Source organism: Nitrosomonas sp. Is24 (assembly GCF_033063335.1).
GTDB lineage: Bacteria > Pseudomonadota > Gammaproteobacteria > Burkholderiales > Nitrosomonadaceae > Nitrosomonas.
Genome location: NZ_JAWJZG010000001.1, coordinates 1,228,822 through 1,244,795, shown reverse-complemented (window position 1 = coordinate 1,244,795; position 15,974 = coordinate 1,228,822). Strand labels below are relative to the sequence as shown.

Annotated in this window: 22 protein-coding genes; 20 read left to right on the top strand and 2 right to left on the bottom strand. The window is 47.9% G+C overall.

The features are described 5' to 3' along the window. The first annotated feature begins 13 nt into the window (after window positions 1–13). From R2103_RS05550 to R2103_RS05520, 7 genes are all read left to right on the top strand, one after another. Window positions 14–517 (top strand): integrase arm-type DNA-binding domain-containing protein, encoded by a 504-nt coding sequence (locus R2103_RS05550; protein ID WP_317530508.1) that lies wholly within the window; start codon window positions 14–16, stop codon window positions 515–517. Window positions 518–534: 17 nt separating this feature from the next. After that, on the top strand, window positions 535–1,221 hold the full coding sequence (locus R2103_RS05545) for a site-specific integrase (RefSeq protein WP_317530507.1): 687 nt from the start codon (window positions 535–537) through the stop codon (window positions 1,219–1,221). A gap of 105 nt (window positions 1,222–1,326) precedes the next feature. Then, entirely contained in the window at window positions 1,327–1,809 is a 483-nt protein-coding gene (locus tag R2103_RS05540; protein WP_317530506.1) for a hypothetical protein, read from the top strand. 114 nt (window positions 1,810–1,923) lie between these two features. Further along, on the top strand, window positions 1,924–2,541 hold the full coding sequence (locus tag R2103_RS05535; protein WP_317530505.1) for a hypothetical protein: 618 nt from the start codon (window positions 1,924–1,926) through the stop codon (window positions 2,539–2,541). Window positions 2,542–2,800: 259 nt separating this feature from the next. Next, window positions 2,801–3,031, top strand: coding sequence for a transcriptional regulator (locus R2103_RS05530; protein WP_317530504.1), 231 nt, complete (start codon window positions 2,801–2,803; stop codon window positions 3,029–3,031). 17 nt (window positions 3,032–3,048) lie between these two features. Continuing rightward, complete coding sequence (locus R2103_RS05525) at window positions 3,049–3,519, top strand: hypothetical protein (protein WP_317530503.1); 471 nt, start codon at window positions 3,049–3,051, stop codon at window positions 3,517–3,519. After that, the gene (locus tag R2103_RS05520; protein WP_317530502.1) at window positions 3,519–3,710 is read left to right on the top strand and encodes a hypothetical protein; all 192 of its coding nucleotides are present in this window, start codon (window positions 3,519–3,521) and stop codon (window positions 3,708–3,710) included. The genes R2103_RS05525 and R2103_RS05520 overlap by 1 nt, the downstream gene beginning before the upstream one ends. Here the strand turns inward: R2103_RS05520 and R2103_RS05515 are convergent. Beyond that, the gene (locus tag R2103_RS05515) at window positions 3,707–4,936 is read right to left on the bottom strand and encodes an IS256 family transposase (RefSeq protein WP_317530501.1); all 1,230 of its coding nucleotides are present in this window, start codon (window positions 4,934–4,936) and stop codon (window positions 3,707–3,709) included. The genes R2103_RS05520 and R2103_RS05515 overlap by 4 nt on opposite strands. Window positions 4,937–4,972: 36 nt before the next feature. On the opposite strand from R2103_RS05515, the gene R2103_RS05510 reads away from it, so the two are divergent. The 4 genes from R2103_RS05510 to R2103_RS05495 all read left to right on the top strand — a co-directional run bounded on the left by R2103_RS05510 (window position 4,973) and on the right by R2103_RS05495 (window position 7,286). Beyond that, on the top strand, window positions 4,973–6,331 hold the full coding sequence (locus R2103_RS05510; RefSeq protein ID WP_317530500.1) for a DUF3631 domain-containing protein: 1,359 nt from the start codon (window positions 4,973–4,975) through the stop codon (window positions 6,329–6,331). A 4-nt stretch (window positions 6,332–6,335) separates the two neighbouring features. Next, on the top strand, window positions 6,336–6,704 hold the full coding sequence (locus R2103_RS05505) for a hypothetical protein (RefSeq protein WP_317530499.1): 369 nt from the start codon (window positions 6,336–6,338) through the stop codon (window positions 6,702–6,704). Window positions 6,705–6,711: 7 nt separating this feature from the next. Beyond that, a complete protein-coding gene (locus R2103_RS05500) occupies window positions 6,712–6,999 on the top strand; it encodes a hypothetical protein (protein ID WP_317530498.1) in 288 nt (95 codons plus the stop codon). 68 nt (window positions 7,000–7,067) lie between these two features. Next, the gene (locus R2103_RS05495) at window positions 7,068–7,286 is read left to right on the top strand and encodes a hypothetical protein (protein ID WP_317530497.1); all 219 of its coding nucleotides are present in this window, start codon (window positions 7,068–7,070) and stop codon (window positions 7,284–7,286) included. A gap of 248 nt (window positions 7,287–7,534) precedes the next feature. Here the strand turns inward: R2103_RS05495 and arfB are convergent, their stop codons facing one another. Beyond that, the gene (arfB, locus tag R2103_RS05490; protein WP_411172542.1) at window positions 7,535–7,948 is read right to left on the bottom strand and encodes an alternative ribosome rescue aminoacyl-tRNA hydrolase ArfB; all 414 of its coding nucleotides are present in this window, start codon (window positions 7,946–7,948) and stop codon (window positions 7,535–7,537) included. A gap of 276 nt (window positions 7,949–8,224) precedes the next feature. Between arfB and R2103_RS05485 the strand changes: the two genes are divergently transcribed. The 9 genes from R2103_RS05485 to R2103_RS05445 all read left to right on the top strand — a co-directional run bounded on the left by R2103_RS05485 (window position 8,225) and on the right by R2103_RS05445 (window position 15,943). Beyond that, on the top strand, window positions 8,225–8,431 hold the full coding sequence (locus R2103_RS05485) for a hypothetical protein (RefSeq protein WP_317530495.1): 207 nt from the start codon (window positions 8,225–8,227) through the stop codon (window positions 8,429–8,431). Between the two features lie 80 nt (window positions 8,432–8,511). Next, on the top strand, window positions 8,512–8,676 hold the full coding sequence (locus tag R2103_RS05480) for a hypothetical protein (RefSeq protein ID WP_317530494.1): 165 nt from the start codon (window positions 8,512–8,514) through the stop codon (window positions 8,674–8,676). 118 nt (window positions 8,677–8,794) lie between these two features. After that, window positions 8,795–9,397: an NAD(P)H:quinone oxidoreductase gene (wrbA, locus tag R2103_RS05475; RefSeq protein ID WP_317530493.1), complete on the top strand. Its 603-nt coding sequence runs from the start codon at window positions 8,795–8,797 to the stop codon at window positions 9,395–9,397. Between the two features lie 59 nt (window positions 9,398–9,456). Continuing rightward, window positions 9,457–10,275, top strand: coding sequence for a class III extradiol ring-cleavage dioxygenase (locus tag R2103_RS05470; protein WP_317530492.1), 819 nt, complete (start codon window positions 9,457–9,459; stop codon window positions 10,273–10,275). 114 nt (window positions 10,276–10,389) lie between these two features. Beyond that, a complete protein-coding gene (locus R2103_RS05465; RefSeq protein ID WP_317530491.1) occupies window positions 10,390–10,719 on the top strand; it encodes a cytochrome c in 330 nt (109 codons plus the stop codon). A 14-nt stretch (window positions 10,720–10,733) separates the two neighbouring features. Further along, entirely contained in the window at window positions 10,734–11,663 is a 930-nt protein-coding gene (locus tag R2103_RS05460; RefSeq protein ID WP_317530490.1) for a hypothetical protein, read from the top strand. Between the two features lie 12 nt (window positions 11,664–11,675). Next, the gene (locus tag R2103_RS05455) at window positions 11,676–13,220 is read left to right on the top strand and encodes an FAD-binding oxidoreductase (RefSeq protein WP_317530489.1); all 1,545 of its coding nucleotides are present in this window, start codon (window positions 11,676–11,678) and stop codon (window positions 13,218–13,220) included. A 48-nt stretch (window positions 13,221–13,268) separates the two neighbouring features. Beyond that, window positions 13,269–14,378: an NAD(P)-dependent alcohol dehydrogenase gene (locus R2103_RS05450; protein ID WP_317530488.1), complete on the top strand. Its 1,110-nt coding sequence runs from the start codon at window positions 13,269–13,271 to the stop codon at window positions 14,376–14,378. Between the two features lie 62 nt (window positions 14,379–14,440). Then, a complete protein-coding gene (locus R2103_RS05445; RefSeq protein ID WP_317530487.1) occupies window positions 14,441–15,943 on the top strand; it encodes an aldehyde dehydrogenase family protein in 1,503 nt (500 codons plus the stop codon). Window positions 15,944–15,974: the final 31 nt, after the last annotated feature.

Sequence of the window (15,974 nt, the reverse complement as noted above, 5' to 3'; positions counted from 1 at the left end):
TTCAGGGGGTTGCATGAAGCTTACCGATTCAATCATCAAAGCAGCAAAACCGAAGGATAAGCGTTACAACCTAGCCGATGGTAAAGGACTTGTTTTGCTGATACAGCCAAACGGTCAGAAAGCATGGCGGATGCGTTATTACTTTAACGAAAATGAAAATATGCTTTCCCTTGGCTTCTATCCCGCCGTGTCGCTAGCGGCTGCAAGACTGGAACACGCCCGCTTCAAGCAATTACTGGCGCAAGGTATCGATCCCTCAGAAAACCGCAAAGAACAGAAACGGCAGGCAGCCATTGCAGCGGAGAACAGCTTTGAATTAGTAGCGCGCCAATGGTGGAATCACTGGAAGCACGATAAAAACGAACGTCATGCAGGCTACACGATCCGGCGCATGGAAGCGGATATATTCACGGTTATTGGTGCAAAACCGGTTAATGACATTACAGCCGCGCAGTTAATAGCGATGATTCGCAAGGTTGAATCACGCGGCGCACTGGATAAGCAAAGCGAGTATTAACTCTATGCGGGCAAGTTATGCGCTATGCCGTGGCGCATGGGCTGGCGGAACGTAATCCAGCCGCAGACATAAAGCCTTCCGATGTATTGAAACCCGCCAAGAAAAACAATCACGCCCGCCTGAGTGAAAAAGAATTACCCGAATTATTGCGCAAGATCGATGGTTACGACGGGCACCTCACCCGCCTAGCGATGCAATTGATGGCTTTAACGTTCGTTAGAACTGGTGAATTGATTGGTGCGCGATGGGATGAAATCGAATTGATCAAGCGTGAATGGCGCATACCGGCAGAACGCATGAAGATGAAAACCCCGCATATTGTCCCCCTATCCGATCAGGCTTTAGCGGTACTGGAAGAAATCCGCAAGATGGCGGCTGATGATGTTCTATTGTTTCCAAGCGAACGAAGAGACGGCAAATCGATGAGCAATAACACGATTCTTTACGCCCTTTACCGGCTGGGGTATCACTCCCGCATGACTGGCCACGGCTTCAGGGGTATAGCATCGACGATCCTTCACGAACAAGGATTCAATCATGATCATATCGAATTGCAGCTTGCACACACTCAACGCGATGCAGTAAGCGCGGCATACAACCATGCGCTTTACTTGGAACCACGGGCACGCATGATGCAGGCATGGGCGGATTATTTGGATAAGCTGAAAGCCGGGGCGGAAGTATTGCCATTCAAAGCCGCATAAAGAGTTTTGCCGCCGCCTGACGGATTCAGGCATAAGCGGGGTTATCAAGTGCAGGAACACATGACAGCCCCTAACCACAACGCAAACTTAAAAGGAGTTTGAATCATGGCTGACAAAGATTCTACAGCAGCAAACAACGCAACACCCGAGCAATTAGCAGAGCAATACCCGTACAATGAAAATCCGTTTGGTGTTTGGTATTGCGCTGACGCAGATCAGTATAAGTGGGCTGTTAATGACGAAAACGGCGATGGCTTTACAAATACCACGCCCTACGAGACCGCGTTAATTCTGTCCGAGGCTTTAAAAATACGATATAAAAATATCAAAAATGGTTTGCCTCTGAACGCTGAGCAGCAAAGAGAGATTACCGATACTAAGAAAACCATCGAAATAGATACCGACTCATATGATCAAGCTAGTATTTTACTTACACGCGCACATGGTATGTTGGATCTTATCTTCACACTGGAAAATTCTGGGGGCGATTCCACAGGAGGGCTTTGTAGAGGGTCACTATCAGCCGCGGTTGACGCGGCAATGACATCGATTGCCGAAGCCGAGGAATTGTTATTTTCTGGCAATTAAAGCAAGTTTAAACCTGATTGTTTTAACCACCCCTAGCCCGACGGGACAAAAACAGGACAATCCTTACCCTGCCGGGGTGGTTTCAAATTAAAGGGCATGTCAAGGAGCGTGATATTGAGCGGAGATTATTACACCATTGCAGAGGCCGCAGAATTTATAGCTTCAAAGACCGGCAAAAAGAAAAATGTCAAAGATGTACTTCTTAATGCAAAAAAAGGAAAGATTCGCTTATGCATGTGGTTCAATGGCACGCTTTACAAATTTAATCGGGATAAAGGCACGAACAAGCTTCAATCTATTGATGATTATAAATTTTCGGGTTATATCCAGATTCCTTGTAAGCGGATCACACCGGAAGGCGGAGAAATTCAGTTTGGCGAAGTGACTCTAATTGAAGTAGTAGATGTTTGGGCAAGTAACCGCGATCCCCGAACACTTGATGATAATGAATTATCAGGCCGATATTTTGATTCGCAATATAATGGTTATCTGCCGCAGAACTTATTTTGTAATCTTGATGAAGCCTTAATTCCTGAGCAAGATTTGGATGATTTTGTTGGTCAATATCAAGCAGAGCGCAGCTTGACGAATAAAGACACATCAGCAATCAAGATAACACCAGAAACTGAATCCGATAGAACAAATACAAAAAAACTTCGTAGAAACTCACTAGACCCTGCAATAAACAAAGCAATTGAAAATGCTGGAAACACAATTCCAATTAATGTTTAGCTAGCATTAAAGGAATTAGCTCTGTCCGAAGAAAAACCTTTTAGCGGCATAACTGGAACAAAAGGCCTTGAATATACAAGTGATAATGACGAAAAAAAATATCTAAGCAAAGCCGCGCTAACAAAAAGATTAAAACGACAGATAACAGACGTTTAGCGCTGTTAAAGGATGGCAAAAGCCACTAACGGACGGACACAGCAATAATCTGATTTGTAGGTTTAATAATGCAGGCCATGACCAACAACCAAGGATGGCTAGCATGACAAATAAACCGCAACTACCCGCCCCCGCAACATTACCAGCCACCGGCAAAAGCCGATTCTCACAATTCAAAAAATTCATTCCGGTAAGCCGCGAAAAATTCAGACAGCTATCCAAGGAAGGCCGCGCCCCGCAGCCCGAACGCATGGGCATTCGTTGCACCTTCTACGATAATGCGGAGTTGCACCGCTGGCTTGCCGATCCTATCAATTACCGTATTGAGCAATAAAAAAGGAGCGCCAGACCATGAACGCTCCTTTATCGAAACAGCATTGCTTTGTAAGCGGCGATGAAATTCTAGCAAAAATAACACCACTCTTAAAAGGAGTGATCAAGCGGCATAACGGCGGTATGCTGGCATTCTGCCCGTCTCACGATGACCGCAAAGGCAGAAGCTTAGCCGTATCGGTTGGCCGTGAAGGTCAAATCATGATGCATTGTTTTGCAGGCTGTTCTATTCACGAAATCACAGCCTCGATTGGCTTGAGTCCCGCCGATCTTTTCCCGCGCACCGAGAGCAAATATGATCCACAAACCCGATCGTACTTTAACGAATGGCAAATACTTTCCACCCTTCAACATGATGCGATTGTTGTGTTACTGGCCGCTCGCTGGATGCTGACCGGCAAGCCACTGCCGAAATCAGATATTGATTTTCTATCAAAGGCAGTTATCCGGATTAACGAAGCAGCCAGCTATTCAAGGAGATTCAAGTAATGAGTGACCTTGAAACCGAAGCAATTAAGATGGTGGCTGTTAATAGTCAAGCTGATGACACACAAGAAACAATTGCACGGCTTGCAAAACTATCACCGATTGAGTATGACCGAACTCGCAACGAGGAAGCAGGGAAGCTTAAATGTCGACCGGCTAGGGGGTGTCCTAGATTTTGTGTAAACGGTGGTTAATAATGCCGAGGCATTCTTTCGTTAAATTGAATAGTAAACCTGTTTAGTGCCGGTTTCCAATCTCTTAGTGGCATAGACCATTTTTTGGCGATATTGCTGAGAGCCAAATAAAACAATTTGATCACGGCTTCATCGTTGGGAAACGATCCACGGTTTTTGCTGACTTTGCGTAGGCTCATATTGACTGACTCAATCGCATTGGTGGTATAAATGATGCGCCGTATCTCAGGCGGGTAGTCGAAGAATGGAATGATGCGTTGCCAGTTATTGCGCCAAGATCGGGCGATCGGTGGATAAGCATTGTTCCATTTATCTTCAAAGCCGACTAACGCGTGCTCAGCCTCATCAATCGTGGCGGCGCTGTAGACCAAACGTAAATCAGCAGCTACTTCCTTGCGTTTATTCCAGCTGACGTAGTTGAGACTATTACGAACCATGTGCACGATACAGAGTTGTACAATGGCATGTGGATAGATGGTTTCAATCGCTTCGGGAAAGCCCTTTAAGCCATCGACACAGGCGATAAAGATATCTTGCACGCCACGATTTTTGAGTTCAGTGACAACGCTGAGCCAGAACTTGGCACCCTCGGTCTGAGCAATCCATAAGCCCAGTATTTCTTTATGGCCCTCCATGTTAATGCCGATCGCCAGGTAAATCGCTTTGGTACGAACGCTACCAGCGTCACGAACTTTGGTATGGATACAATCGAGATAGATCACAGGATACACCGCATCGAGAGGCCGGGATTGCCACTGCTTCACTTCATCCATTACGCCATCAGTGACCGTAGAAATGAGCGTAGGCGATACTTCTGTGCCATACATTTCAGTGAGGTGCTGTTGGATTTCACGCACTGTCATGCCACGGGCATACAGCGAGAGGATCTTGTCATCAAAGCCCGCCCAGCGGGTCTGATGCTTGGAAATGATCAGAGGCTCGAAGCTGCCCTCACGGTCACGGGGGATCTCGATGGGTAACTCACCGAATTCACCTTTCAGGGTCTTACGGCTTTTACCATTTCTGGTATTGCCAGTGGCATTGACTACCGTTTCGTGCTTATCGTGACCAAGATGATCGGCCATTTCTGCTTGCAAGGCACGTTCAACCAACGCTTTGGTGAGTTGCTTGAGAAGACCATGCTCACCGATTAAATCTTCTGGCTTTTTGTAATCGGCCAGCAGGCTATCAATTAAGCCGGCCGGCAGGGGTTTGGGTGTGGTCATTTTTACTCTAAAAATATATAAGCAGTTTCCTGCAATATGACCATTTACACAAAATTATTTACACCCCCACCGGCTACTTTAGACGCATTGGTTAAGGCAGCACGTAAAGATGATGGTAGTGAACAATCTCTTGTTGAACAGACCGAGCCCTATCACTTGGCTATCAATCCGGCGGATGTATTAAACGAAATCAGAGCGGCATTCAATCGCCAAGCAATTTTGCCACCACATGCTGATATCGCAATGACATTGTGGTGCGCTTTCACCTGGTTTATTGAGGCCGTTCACTTCGCACCGTTGCTGATAATTCGCGCGCCAGAATCCGAATGCGGCAAAACTACAGTGAAAGATATCGTTGAATTGTTTGTGCGCCGTCCATTATCTAATGAAGGTGTGACCATTGCTGCTTTGTTTCGTGTAGTGGAGCAAGAACAACCCACGCTATTACTAGATGATGCTGATAGTTGGTTGTTACGTGATCCTAACGACGAAAGGCACAGCCTGATAAACAGCGGGCATAAGCGAGGCGGCAAGGTATTACGATGCGTTGGAGATAATCACGATCTCAAGGCATTCTCGACATTCTGCGCAAAAGTAATAGCCTTCATAGGCAAGAGTAAAGACACGCTGCATAACCGTTCCATCGAGATTGTATTACGAAGAAAAATAGCCGGGGAACGCATACAGTCATTGCGAAATGCTGACAGACAGAGTATCGATCTAATCCGCTCAAAACTGGCACGAATGGAAGTTGACTATCTATCAATTATTGCTCATGCGAAGCCGATTCTGCCCGCTGGTATTGATAACCGTGCTGCGGATAACTGGGAACCGCTGTTGTCTGTTGCTGATGTCGCAGGCGGGGAATGGCCTGAACTTGCCCGTAAAGCAGCTCTTGCTTTGACCAAAGATAAAGAATCGGTGGTATCCACAGGTGCGGAATTATTGGCTGATATTCAACAGATATTCGAGAACAAACAGATAAACAGGATACGCACGGCTGAATTAGTGCAGGCACTCTGCGATGATCCTGAAGCCGGATGGCAAACTTATAATCACGGTAGACCCATCACTCCGCGACAGGTTGCAAAGCGTTTGGCTGAGTATTCTATCAAACCCAAATCAATCCGATTCGGTTATAGCGACACTCCGAAAGGCTATGAACTTGAGCAATTTCAAGACACATTTGCGCGATACCTTCATACCCTTCCGGGAAATGCCACTTTATCCGCCACAACGCCACGACTCAATAACCACAAGGCTTTGAGTGTTGCGGATAATCCGCCACAAGATTCATCCGCAACACGATCCGCAACGCTAGAACCCGCACCAGATAAGGATTGTGGCGGTGTTGCGGATAAAACACCCATCCGGAAGAATGTGATAATGATATAAGAAGATGGAAGCTGCTGAAATTATCGAATATCTGAGACAACGAGAATTGAATGTTACCTTGACCGATGGCGATAGCCTCGAACTTTCACCAGCCGAAAAAATCACGCATGAATTGATTGAACGGTTACGCAAGCATAAACCGGCGATTATTCAAGAGCTGAAGCGTGAACAACGTAGGGAAAAAGTATTGCGAATGCTGGCAGAGAATCCCGGAACTCAGCGGGCATTTGTGACCGATACCGAAAGCGATCCTGATAACGTGATTATGACATTGGCTATAAGGAATCAGGCAAGCTTTGAGATGCTGATACCCAAAGATAAGTATGATGGATTTGCAATACTGGAATTTCTTCATAAGGGATTAATCCAATAGGATAGAAATGAGCAAGAATGGTAACGATAATGATCAGCAACCTATTGAAGGAGAAGTGATACCTGTCAGCACCACCCCCAGGAAGCAAATACGATTATCGAGCATCAAAGATTGTAGGCGTGAATTGGCAAAAGTATATGCTGATGCAAGGCACGGTTCCGTTGACCCACAGGATGCCACACGACTGACTTATATCCTGGTAGCAATCTCAAACATGGTTAAAGATCATGAACTCGAGGAACGTATTAAAAAATTGGAGGAACAAAGTGAGGAACTTAGAACAAAGAATCGTTAGGCTTGAAGAACTCAAGCCGCTAAATTCATTTATTGATTATTTGCCGAATTAACGGAGACCTAAAAGTAATGAGCAAAAACCTTGAAGCACGAGTGGAACAACTCGAAATACGCATAGGAGGTTCACGTAAACCAGTGCCGGGGTTGATTTATATATCACCCAACCAAACCTTTGAAGAAGCAGCGGCGGAGTATGAGAAAAGAAACGGCTTTAAACTACCAAAGGATGCGCATGTTATTAAAATCGTTGCATACGATGCAAGGAAGAAGGGATCTGATGATGCATAAGTCATTCAATATGGATTACCAATTATTCATAAGTTTTTCTTATGGATATTGACTACTTCTTTTTCATTGTCTGTGAGAATTGCTTGCAAGCGTTATCTGCAAGCAACCCCGGCAAGGGGGGGGTACTTTTCTAAAAACGGGTAAAAAAGCGGGTAAAATTTAAAACACAAAAAATTAGATAGCCTTATTTATTGGTTTACAGAGAATCATTCGACTCCCTCTCTCGTATGTCATCATTCCTGCTTTTATCATTCCTCGCCAATCTTACTGCGGAACGATTTTCTTTCGCTCTGTACCGATTTACTTTCCAAGCGTTTTATTTGAGAAGCTTTGGTCGGCTTGGTGGGTACCCGGGTTTTCAGTACAATCGTGACACTTTTAATCATTTCACGTAAGCGGTTGAGTGCATCTTCCCGGTTCTTAACTTGGCTGTTAAACCGCTGCGCCTTGATGATAATGACACCTTCGCTGCTAATGCGGCTATCCTTTAATTGCAATAGCTTGTCCTTGTAGTGTTCGGGCAATGATGACGCCTGTATATCGAATCGCAGATGAATCGCGGTCGCCACTTTGTTGACATTCTGCCCGCCGGAGCCTTGCGAGCGGACAGCAAAAATCTCAATCTCAGTCAATGGTATTGTGAGATTGTTTGTTATTTTCAGGAAGGTTATTTTATGCACGAAAAAGACAATAATATTTTTATCAATTGGTTACGATAGCAATCGCCGGACTATTCCGATTCCATGCCTCAATATAACTCTAAGTGATATCTCGCAAGGCAGTATTCAATAACACCAAACTTCAATAATTGGACAATCGCCTTAATTCACTTTACTTAGGATTGAAGACAGAGATTACCCGAGCATAGAAATACAATCGGCAGCAAAAGTTTATATTAATGGCATCAGTGTTATCGCGTTCTAAAAAAACTGCAAGTTATGACGCATGATCATCACGAACATCAACAACATGATCAGCAAGCTTACTATTTCTATTTTACCCATTGCCACGGCAAATTTGTGGCTGAACCCAATACCTATCTAACCGGCAAGTCCCCAACCGGGTACGCCATTTACTCCTGCCCCATGCATCCGGGAATGTGGCAAGCCAGGCCGGGAATCTGTTCGGTTTTCGGCAGTCATTAGAACCGGCGGTAGTATTACTCAGTACTGGACCGAGCGCGGAACTGACGGACAGGATCCGCCGCTTCTGAGTTGGCTTCATATTGACCGCACCCGTTTTTATCCTGGAAATGGGCGGTCATTTGATCGGGCTGGCGCACTCCGGAGACATCTTGCCATCTCCGTTTTTTGCTGCGGCAGCGGTCGCTATTTTCTGTGAGCGTGATCGTCAATGCATTGCGGCTACGTGCATAACCAAGCTGGAGTAAATATGAAAAGTTTAAGAACAACATTTCTCAATTTTTGATTTTATATATTATATAAAGCGAGTACTATCTAATTCTGGCAAAGCTTTAGTTCACAACCCCAACAATCCGGAGGTGTGCCATGACAAAAATTCTTGTTTTGTATTACAGCATGTATGGTCATATCGAAATCATGGCCAATGCGGTAGCTGAAGGTGTACGCAGTGTCGAGAATACCGAAGTTGCCGTTAAACGCGTCCCCGAACTCATGCCGGAGGAAGTGGCGCGAAGGGTTGGTGCCAAGCTTGATCAGCCAGCGCCCATTGCGACCGTGGATGAGCTGACTAACTATGATGCCATTATTTTCGGCACACCTACACGCTTCGGCAATATGTGCGCGCAAATGCGCAATTTTCTCGATCAAACAGGCCGCTTATGGCTTAACGGCGGACTGATCGGCAAAGTGGGTAGCGTATTTACGTCTACCGGCACTCAGCACGGCGGCCAGGAAACCACAATCACCTCGTTTCATACTACCTTACTCCATCATGGCATGATCATCGTGGGTGTTCCCTACTCCTGCCAGGAAATCATGAACATGAGTGAAATCACCGGCGGTTCACCGTATGGGGCAAGCACGCTGGCCGGTGGCGATGGCAAACGTCTGCCATCAGACAATGAAATAAAAATAGCGCACTTTCAGGGGACTCATGTCGCCAAAGTAGCCAACAAGCTATCTCGTTGATGAGGTAGTACACTGAGTTAACAAACGCTCGCACTTTATTTCAGCGGAAGTTTTTAATCATGAGCAACATTTCACAAACGCTATCGCCCGTTTTGTTTTTACCGCATGGTGGTGGGCCACTACCGATACTTGGTGACAAAGGGCATGAAAAGATGGTTGCTTTTCTAAAAGAAATAGCAACTAAGCTGGGCGAGCCATCCGCGATTTTAGTCATCAGCGCTCACTGGGAAGAGGAACAAGCAACCATAACGAGCAATAGTCATCCCGGAATAATCTATGATTACTATGGATTTCCTGCTGAGGCCTACCAAATTCAATATGCAGCACCGGGTAATCCCGAGCTGGCGAATGATATTTGTACACAGTTAACAGCGAGCGACATACCGGCGAGACTTGATGAGCAACAAGGTTTTGATCATGGGTTGTTTGTGCCGCTCAAACTGATGTTTCCGCAAGCCCAGATTCCTTGTCTCCAGTTATCATTACTGAAAAATTTAAATCCTCGATTGCATATTGCACTTGGAAAAGCAATTGCATTTTTACGCGAGAGGAATATCCTGATTATCGGTTCAGGCATGTCATTTCACAATTTGAAAACATTTTTTTCGAACGATATCGATAGCGGCAAAGAAAATAAGGGATTTGATCACTGGTTGATTGAAACTTGTACCGATCCGGAGATTCTATCTGCAGCGCGTGAACAGCGATTGATTGAATGGGAAAAGGCACCGTTTGCCCGATTTTGTCATCCGAGAGAAGAACATTTATTGCCTTTACATGTTTGCTACGGTATCGCCTGCGCCAGTACGCCAATAGCAAAAATTGTATTTAATGAGGAGGTGATGGGTAAAAAAGTGACAAGCTTCCTGTGGCAGTAGAATCATGGTATTTTGATGCTGATTTTCATTGTTGGCCATCAGCCATGAGCATTTGAATTAACCGCACCAAGCTGCCAGCTTATTATCATCTCAATGAAATACTGGAGAATCAGTATGGAAAAATCAAAATTGGAAAATTGGCTATTCGGTTTCATGTTCACAGTCATTTTTGCGGCAAGCAATGCATGGTCAGCGCAAGATGAGAAAAACAGTCCCGGATTTGCATGGAAGGATGGCGCAGAAATTTACGCCAAAATTTGCGCATATTGTCATGAAGCCCAAGTCGGACCGCACATTCGCCATCGTGACCTTCCCGCAGCTTATATCCGTGCAGTCGTTCGCAATGGTAACCGGGCCATGCCGGCCTTTCGTCCTTCAGAAATCGACGACGAATCGTTAGTCAAACTGGCGGATTTCATTGCAACCAAAGATGCACAGCGTTAAGGAGATCACATTCCATGGATGAAACGCGACGTAGCTTCATCAAAGGCATGCTGACTGGTGGAACCTTGTTGGCCTTCGGTATTCCTACCGTCACTCAAGCACTATCCACCAGCAAAACACCTTCCGGTAATATGCGCAATTGTCACTTGTTACTGGGGAATACCCCCATAGACGAAGCCTTTGCCAAAGGCGCCCAAGCCGCGTATACCCGTTTCAGCAGCTTCAACCAAGAAGGCGCATTACCGGCATTTCAATTTGCAGATGAGCTACTAACCAACCCCCTACGAATAATCGATCTATTAACACAATCCCGGAATATGCGTTGGGTAGCCATCATGGATTATGCCAATGCGGCCATATTCACTGAGTTGGTGCGAAACTCTGAACGGCATCTCCTCGCATTAGGCTCGCATATGTTCGCACCCAGCGATAACACCTCCCTCCCGCAGCGCCATGTATGGACTACCGCGTCACCGGCATACAGCGCCGGAGGATTACTAGCCTCCCTGCTTACCCATAATCAACATGATTTCTCTATTGTCGAAAATTTTCTTGAACAAACAACAGTTGATAATGCACTGAGCGATTCATCATTAGCGGGGTTTTCGTCTTTTCGGCTGGCTGAACAACCCTCGACGCATTTGCATTGCGCCGGAGTATCTCCGCTGGAAGCCAGTCAACGGATTGGCTGGAAGACATCAGAAAATTGGGAATCTGCACTCTCTCGCGAAGATAAAACAGCGAATGCTACAGCTATTGAACATCCCCAGTTCGAGAACTGGATAGAGAACACCGGCTATGCCATTGTTGCTACGGCATTGGGTATGGGAGTGCAGCAAGCATCTTGCTCCAGTCGCGCATTTGTATATCGATCGAATCAACGCAATTCGAACCATCAAGGGTTATCGGGAAAACATTTCGTTTCGTTTGTCATCGACGTGTAGGGAGAAAACAGCATGGCCAGTCAATATATCGCATTGCCCAAAGGCGTATCGGAAAAAAACTTCGATGCGGCCATCCGTGATTTTCGCAAAGTACTGGGCGACGCTGCTGTACTCACCAGCGCGGAACAACTTGCACCTTACATCAAGACGATGATGCCGGTTTCCGATGCCGAACACACCCCGTCTGCAGCACTATTGGCCACAACCGTCGAGCAAATCCAGAAAATTGTTGCGATTTGCAATCAATACAAAGTACCGGTTTGGATGATTTCCACCGGAAAAAACCTGGGCTACGGCTCGGCAGCCCCGGCAGAGCGGGGTCAGGTAGTGCTTGACTTGAAGCGCATGAATCGCATTCTCGAAGTGGATAAGGATTTAGCCTTTGCCTTGGTCGAACCGGGTGTAACTTATCAGCAGCTCTACGATTACATCAAAGAACACAAGTTGGGTTTATGGCTATCCATGCCCGCCCCTTCCGCCATCGCAGGACCGGTTGGTAACACGCTGGATCGCGGCGTGGGTTACACACCCTATGGCGAGCACTTTTTGTTCGCTTGCGGCATGGAGGTCGTGCTGGCGAATGGCGAAGTGTTGCGCACCGGCATGGGCTCAATGCCCAACTCCAATACCTGGCAGGTCTTCAAATGGGGATATGGCCCCTACTTGGATGGCATTTTCACGCAATCCAACTATGGCATCGTCACTAAATTCGGTTTTTGGTTGATGCCAGAACCGCCGGCATTCAAGCCGTTCGTCATCCAATATCAGCACGAAGAAGACATCGTCGAGATCGTTGAAACGATCCGGCCATTGCGCATCAGCGGGGTCATTCCGAATGCCGTGGTCATCGCCCATGCGCTGTATGAAGCGCCGGTAAAAGCCAAGCGGAGCGATTATGTATCCGGGCCGGGTTCAATCCCGGATGAAGCCGTCTACCGGATCATGAAAGATCACAAACTGGGGATCTGGAACGTATATGCCGCGCTCTATGGCACACAGGAACAGATCGACGTGAACTGGAAGATCGTGACACAGGCATTCGGTCAATCCGGCAAGGCAAAAATATTGACGGAACGGGAGGCGGCGGATGATCCTGCCTTTGCCTATCGCGCCAAGCTCATGCGCGGAGAAATGACGCTGACGGAATTTTCGCTGTATAACTGGCGCGGAGGCGGCGGGTCGATGTGGTTTGCGCCGGTTTCCCAAGCACGTGGCAGTGAAACCCTGAAACAAATGGCGCTGACCAAGCAAATATTGGCCAAGTATGGATTGGACTATTCCGGCGAATTCATCGTCGGCATGCGCGATATGCATCATATCGTCGATGTGCTATACGACAAGACCGATCCTGAGCAAACGAAAGCGGCTTATCAATGCTTCGATGAACTGCTGACCGAGTTTTCCGCGCGGGGGTACGGCACTTATCGCGTCAATACCGCCTTCATGGACAAAGTCGCCGAAACCTATGGTCCGGTGCAGCGGAAGGTGCACAAGACGCTCAAGAAAGCACTGGATCCCAATGGCATCATCGCACCCGGGAAGTCAGGCATTCGCTAATTTTATCCTGAACAAGCATGAAATAACGATCCCAAAGCGGAGGTGCACGTGAAAACAATCAAGGCAGCCGTTGTCCGCCAGCCAGGCGGCCCTTTCCGGATAGAAGAACTGGTACAGGATGAGCCGCATTTTGATGAAGTGCGCGTGCGCATTGTCGCAACAGGAATGTGCCATACCGATATGGTCGCGCGCGATCAGCTTTATCAAGTGCCGCTTCCCATCGTGCTTGGGCATGAAGGGTCGGGGGTAGTCGAGCAAATTGGCAGCAACGTGAAGAAAGTCGCCGTTGGCGATCATGTGGTGCTGACTTATATGTGGTGCGGTCACTGCAAACCTTGCTTGAATGGTGATCTGACTTATTGCGAGCATTTTTATGCACTGAATTTCAATGGCGCACGCGAAGACAGCAGCACGTCAACCTTTACAACAGGTAACACGCCTGAGCGGATTCACGATCATTTCTTTGGGCAATCGTCATTCGGCACATTTGCGCTGGTGCACGAGCGCAACGTCATCAAAGTACCCAACGATGCTCCCCTGGAGTTGCTCGGCCCGCTGGGCTGCGGCATTCAGACCGGCGCGGGAGCCGTGATGAATGCGCTTAAGGTAAGTCCAGGCAGCAGTTTCGCGGCTTTTGGCGGCGGCGCAGTGGGACTCAGCGCTGTGATGGCGGCACGGGCCGCCGGTGCTACCACCATCATCTCGGCGGACGTGGTTCCTGCGCGCCTGGCACTGGCGATGGAGCTCGGGGCTACGCACACCATCAACAGCCGGGAAACCGATCCGGTCGAAGCGGTTCGCAAAATAACGAATGGCGGTGCTGATTTCACATTAGAATCGAGCGGACGCCCTGCCGTACTGCGTCAAGCCATTGATGCTTTAGCTATACGCGGGACATGCGGCATTGTCGGCGCACCTGCCTTGGGCACCGAAGCGAGCTTCGATGTGAACGGGGTGATGACGACAGGAAAACGCATTATCGGAATCATTGAGGGCGATAGCAAACCGGATCTTTTTATTCCAGCACTGGTTGAGCTTTATCAGCAGGGAAGATTTCCTTTTGACAAGCTGGTGAAGTTCTATTCCCTCGATCAAATCAATCAGGCCGCTGAAGATAGTGAGAAGGGCATCACGATTAAACCGATCATTCGACTCTAATCAACAGTTATGTGCTTCACTTTGAGTGTATTTCCCAAGAAAATACGCATGAGGAACGCCTTATGGAAAAGAAATTAGCATCCCAATCGCCTTATTCAAATTTCGACCAGCTACTCATCAATGGCCAATGGCGCCACGGCAAGGGAACAAAGATTCTGCGCGACCTCAACCCTTATGATGGCAGCACGCTGGTCGAAATACCCCATGCCAATCGCGATGACATGGACGAAGCCTATCGCGGCGCCGCCAAGGCGCAGCACGCATGGGCGGCATTAATACCGGGCGAGCGAGCAGCCATCATGCGCCGCGCGGCGCAAATCATGGAAGAACGGCGCGAAGAAATTGTGTCCTGGATCATTCATGAATCCGGTGGCACGCGCATCAAAGCGAATCTGGAATGGCATGCCGTGCATGGCGTGCTGCTTGAGGCAGCCACGCTGCCTTATTTGGTGGAAGGCCGGATTCTGCCCGCCGACATTCCCGGTAAGGAAAGCCGCATGTACCGTAAACCCGTCGGTGTCGTCGGTGTAATCAGCCCTTGGAATTGGCCATTCCAGCTTACCGCTCGTTCCGCAGCACCCGCGCTCGCGGTCGGTAATGCTGTCGTGGTCAAGCCAGCCAGCGATACCCCCGTTACAGGTGGATTGCTGTTTGCAAAAATCCTTGAAGAGGCAGGATTGCCTGCGGGTGTACTCAGCGTTATCGTCGGTGCAGGCAGCGAGATTGGCGATGCCTTTGTTACCCACCCTATTCCTCGCGTCATATCGTTTACCGGCTCAACGCCAGTTGGCCGCAATATCGCAAGATTGGCAGCCGAAGGACCCATGCTCAAGCGGCTTGAACTGGAACTGGGTGGTAATGGCCCGTTTGTGGTATTGAATGATGCCGATCTGGGGCAAGCCGTGGAAGCCGCCGTGTTTGGGAAATTTCTGCACCAGGGCCAGACTTGCATGAGCGTTAACCGCTTGATTATTGAGGACCGGGTTCACGATGAGTTTGTCGAGCGCTTTGCTGATCGGGTACGTCAACTGAAAGTGGGCGATCCGGATGCAGCGGATACCATGATTGGTCCGATTATCAATCAATCCCAGTTGAATGGCTTGCAGCAACGGATCTACGACGCCGTTTCATCGGGAGCCCACCAAATGGTGGGGGGTGACGCACAAGGCCTGGTGCTTCCCCCTCATGTATTCTCTCAAGTCACCAATCAGATGCCATTGGCGCAAACGGAATCGTTCGGCCCCATCGCACCGATCATACGTGCGCGCAATGAAACGGATGCATTGAATATCGCCAACGACACCGACCTTGGGTTGGCTGCCGCGGTGTTTACACAAGATATTGAACGCGGCCTTCGGTTTGCACAACAACTCGAATCGGGCATGGCGCATATCAATGACCAGCCGGTCAATGATTTACCTTATAACCCTTTCGGCGGTGAAAAGAACTCAGGAGTCGGTCGTTTCAATGGCGTCTGGGCTGTGGCAGCATTTACAACTGATCAATGGATAAGCGTTCAGCATACGCCGCGTCGTTATCCATTCAATGCGCAAGCCATTGGGTAATTTAATTGGAAATATGTAGATATAAAAACAG

Coding starts and splice junctions, on each gene's coding strand:
- R2103_RS05495 (WP_317530497.1), top strand. CDS start 7,068: ATGAGCAAAAACCTTGAAGCACGAGTGGAACAACTCGAAATACGCATA.
- R2103_RS05515 (WP_317530501.1), bottom strand. CDS start 4,936: ATGACCACACCCAAACCCCTGCCGGCCGGCTTAATTGATAGCCTGCTG.
- R2103_RS05460 (WP_317530490.1), top strand. CDS start 10,734: ATGGATGAAACGCGACGTAGCTTCATCAAAGGCATGCTGACTGGTGGA.
- R2103_RS05505 (WP_317530499.1), top strand. CDS start 6,336: ATGGAAGCTGCTGAAATTATCGAATATCTGAGACAACGAGAATTGAAT.
- R2103_RS05445 (WP_317530487.1), top strand. CDS start 14,441: ATGGAAAAGAAATTAGCATCCCAATCGCCTTATTCAAATTTCGACCAG.
- R2103_RS05470 (WP_317530492.1), top strand. CDS start 9,457: ATGAGCAACATTTCACAAACGCTATCGCCCGTTTTGTTTTTACCGCAT.
- R2103_RS05520 (WP_317530502.1), top strand. CDS start 3,519: ATGAGTGACCTTGAAACCGAAGCAATTAAGATGGTGGCTGTTAATAGT.
- R2103_RS05510 (WP_317530500.1), top strand. CDS start 4,973: ATGACCATTTACACAAAATTATTTACACCCCCACCGGCTACTTTAGAC.
- R2103_RS05530 (WP_317530504.1), top strand. CDS start 2,801: ATGACAAATAAACCGCAACTACCCGCCCCCGCAACATTACCAGCCACC.
- R2103_RS05540 (WP_317530506.1), top strand. CDS start 1,327: ATGGCTGACAAAGATTCTACAGCAGCAAACAACGCAACACCCGAGCAA.
- R2103_RS05455 (WP_317530489.1), top strand. CDS start 11,676: ATGGCCAGTCAATATATCGCATTGCCCAAAGGCGTATCGGAAAAAAAC.
- R2103_RS05525 (WP_317530503.1), top strand. CDS start 3,049: ATGAACGCTCCTTTATCGAAACAGCATTGCTTTGTAAGCGGCGATGAA.
- R2103_RS05500 (WP_317530498.1), top strand. CDS start 6,712: ATGAGCAAGAATGGTAACGATAATGATCAGCAACCTATTGAAGGAGAA.
- R2103_RS05465 (WP_317530491.1), top strand. CDS start 10,390: ATGGAAAAATCAAAATTGGAAAATTGGCTATTCGGTTTCATGTTCACA.
- R2103_RS05485 (WP_317530495.1), top strand. CDS start 8,225: ATGACGCATGATCATCACGAACATCAACAACATGATCAGCAAGCTTAC.
- R2103_RS05550 (WP_317530508.1), top strand. CDS start 14: ATGAAGCTTACCGATTCAATCATCAAAGCAGCAAAACCGAAGGATAAG.
- wrbA (WP_317530493.1), top strand. CDS start 8,795: ATGACAAAAATTCTTGTTTTGTATTACAGCATGTATGGTCATATCGAA.
- R2103_RS05545 (WP_317530507.1), top strand. CDS start 535: ATGCGCTATGCCGTGGCGCATGGGCTGGCGGAACGTAATCCAGCCGCA.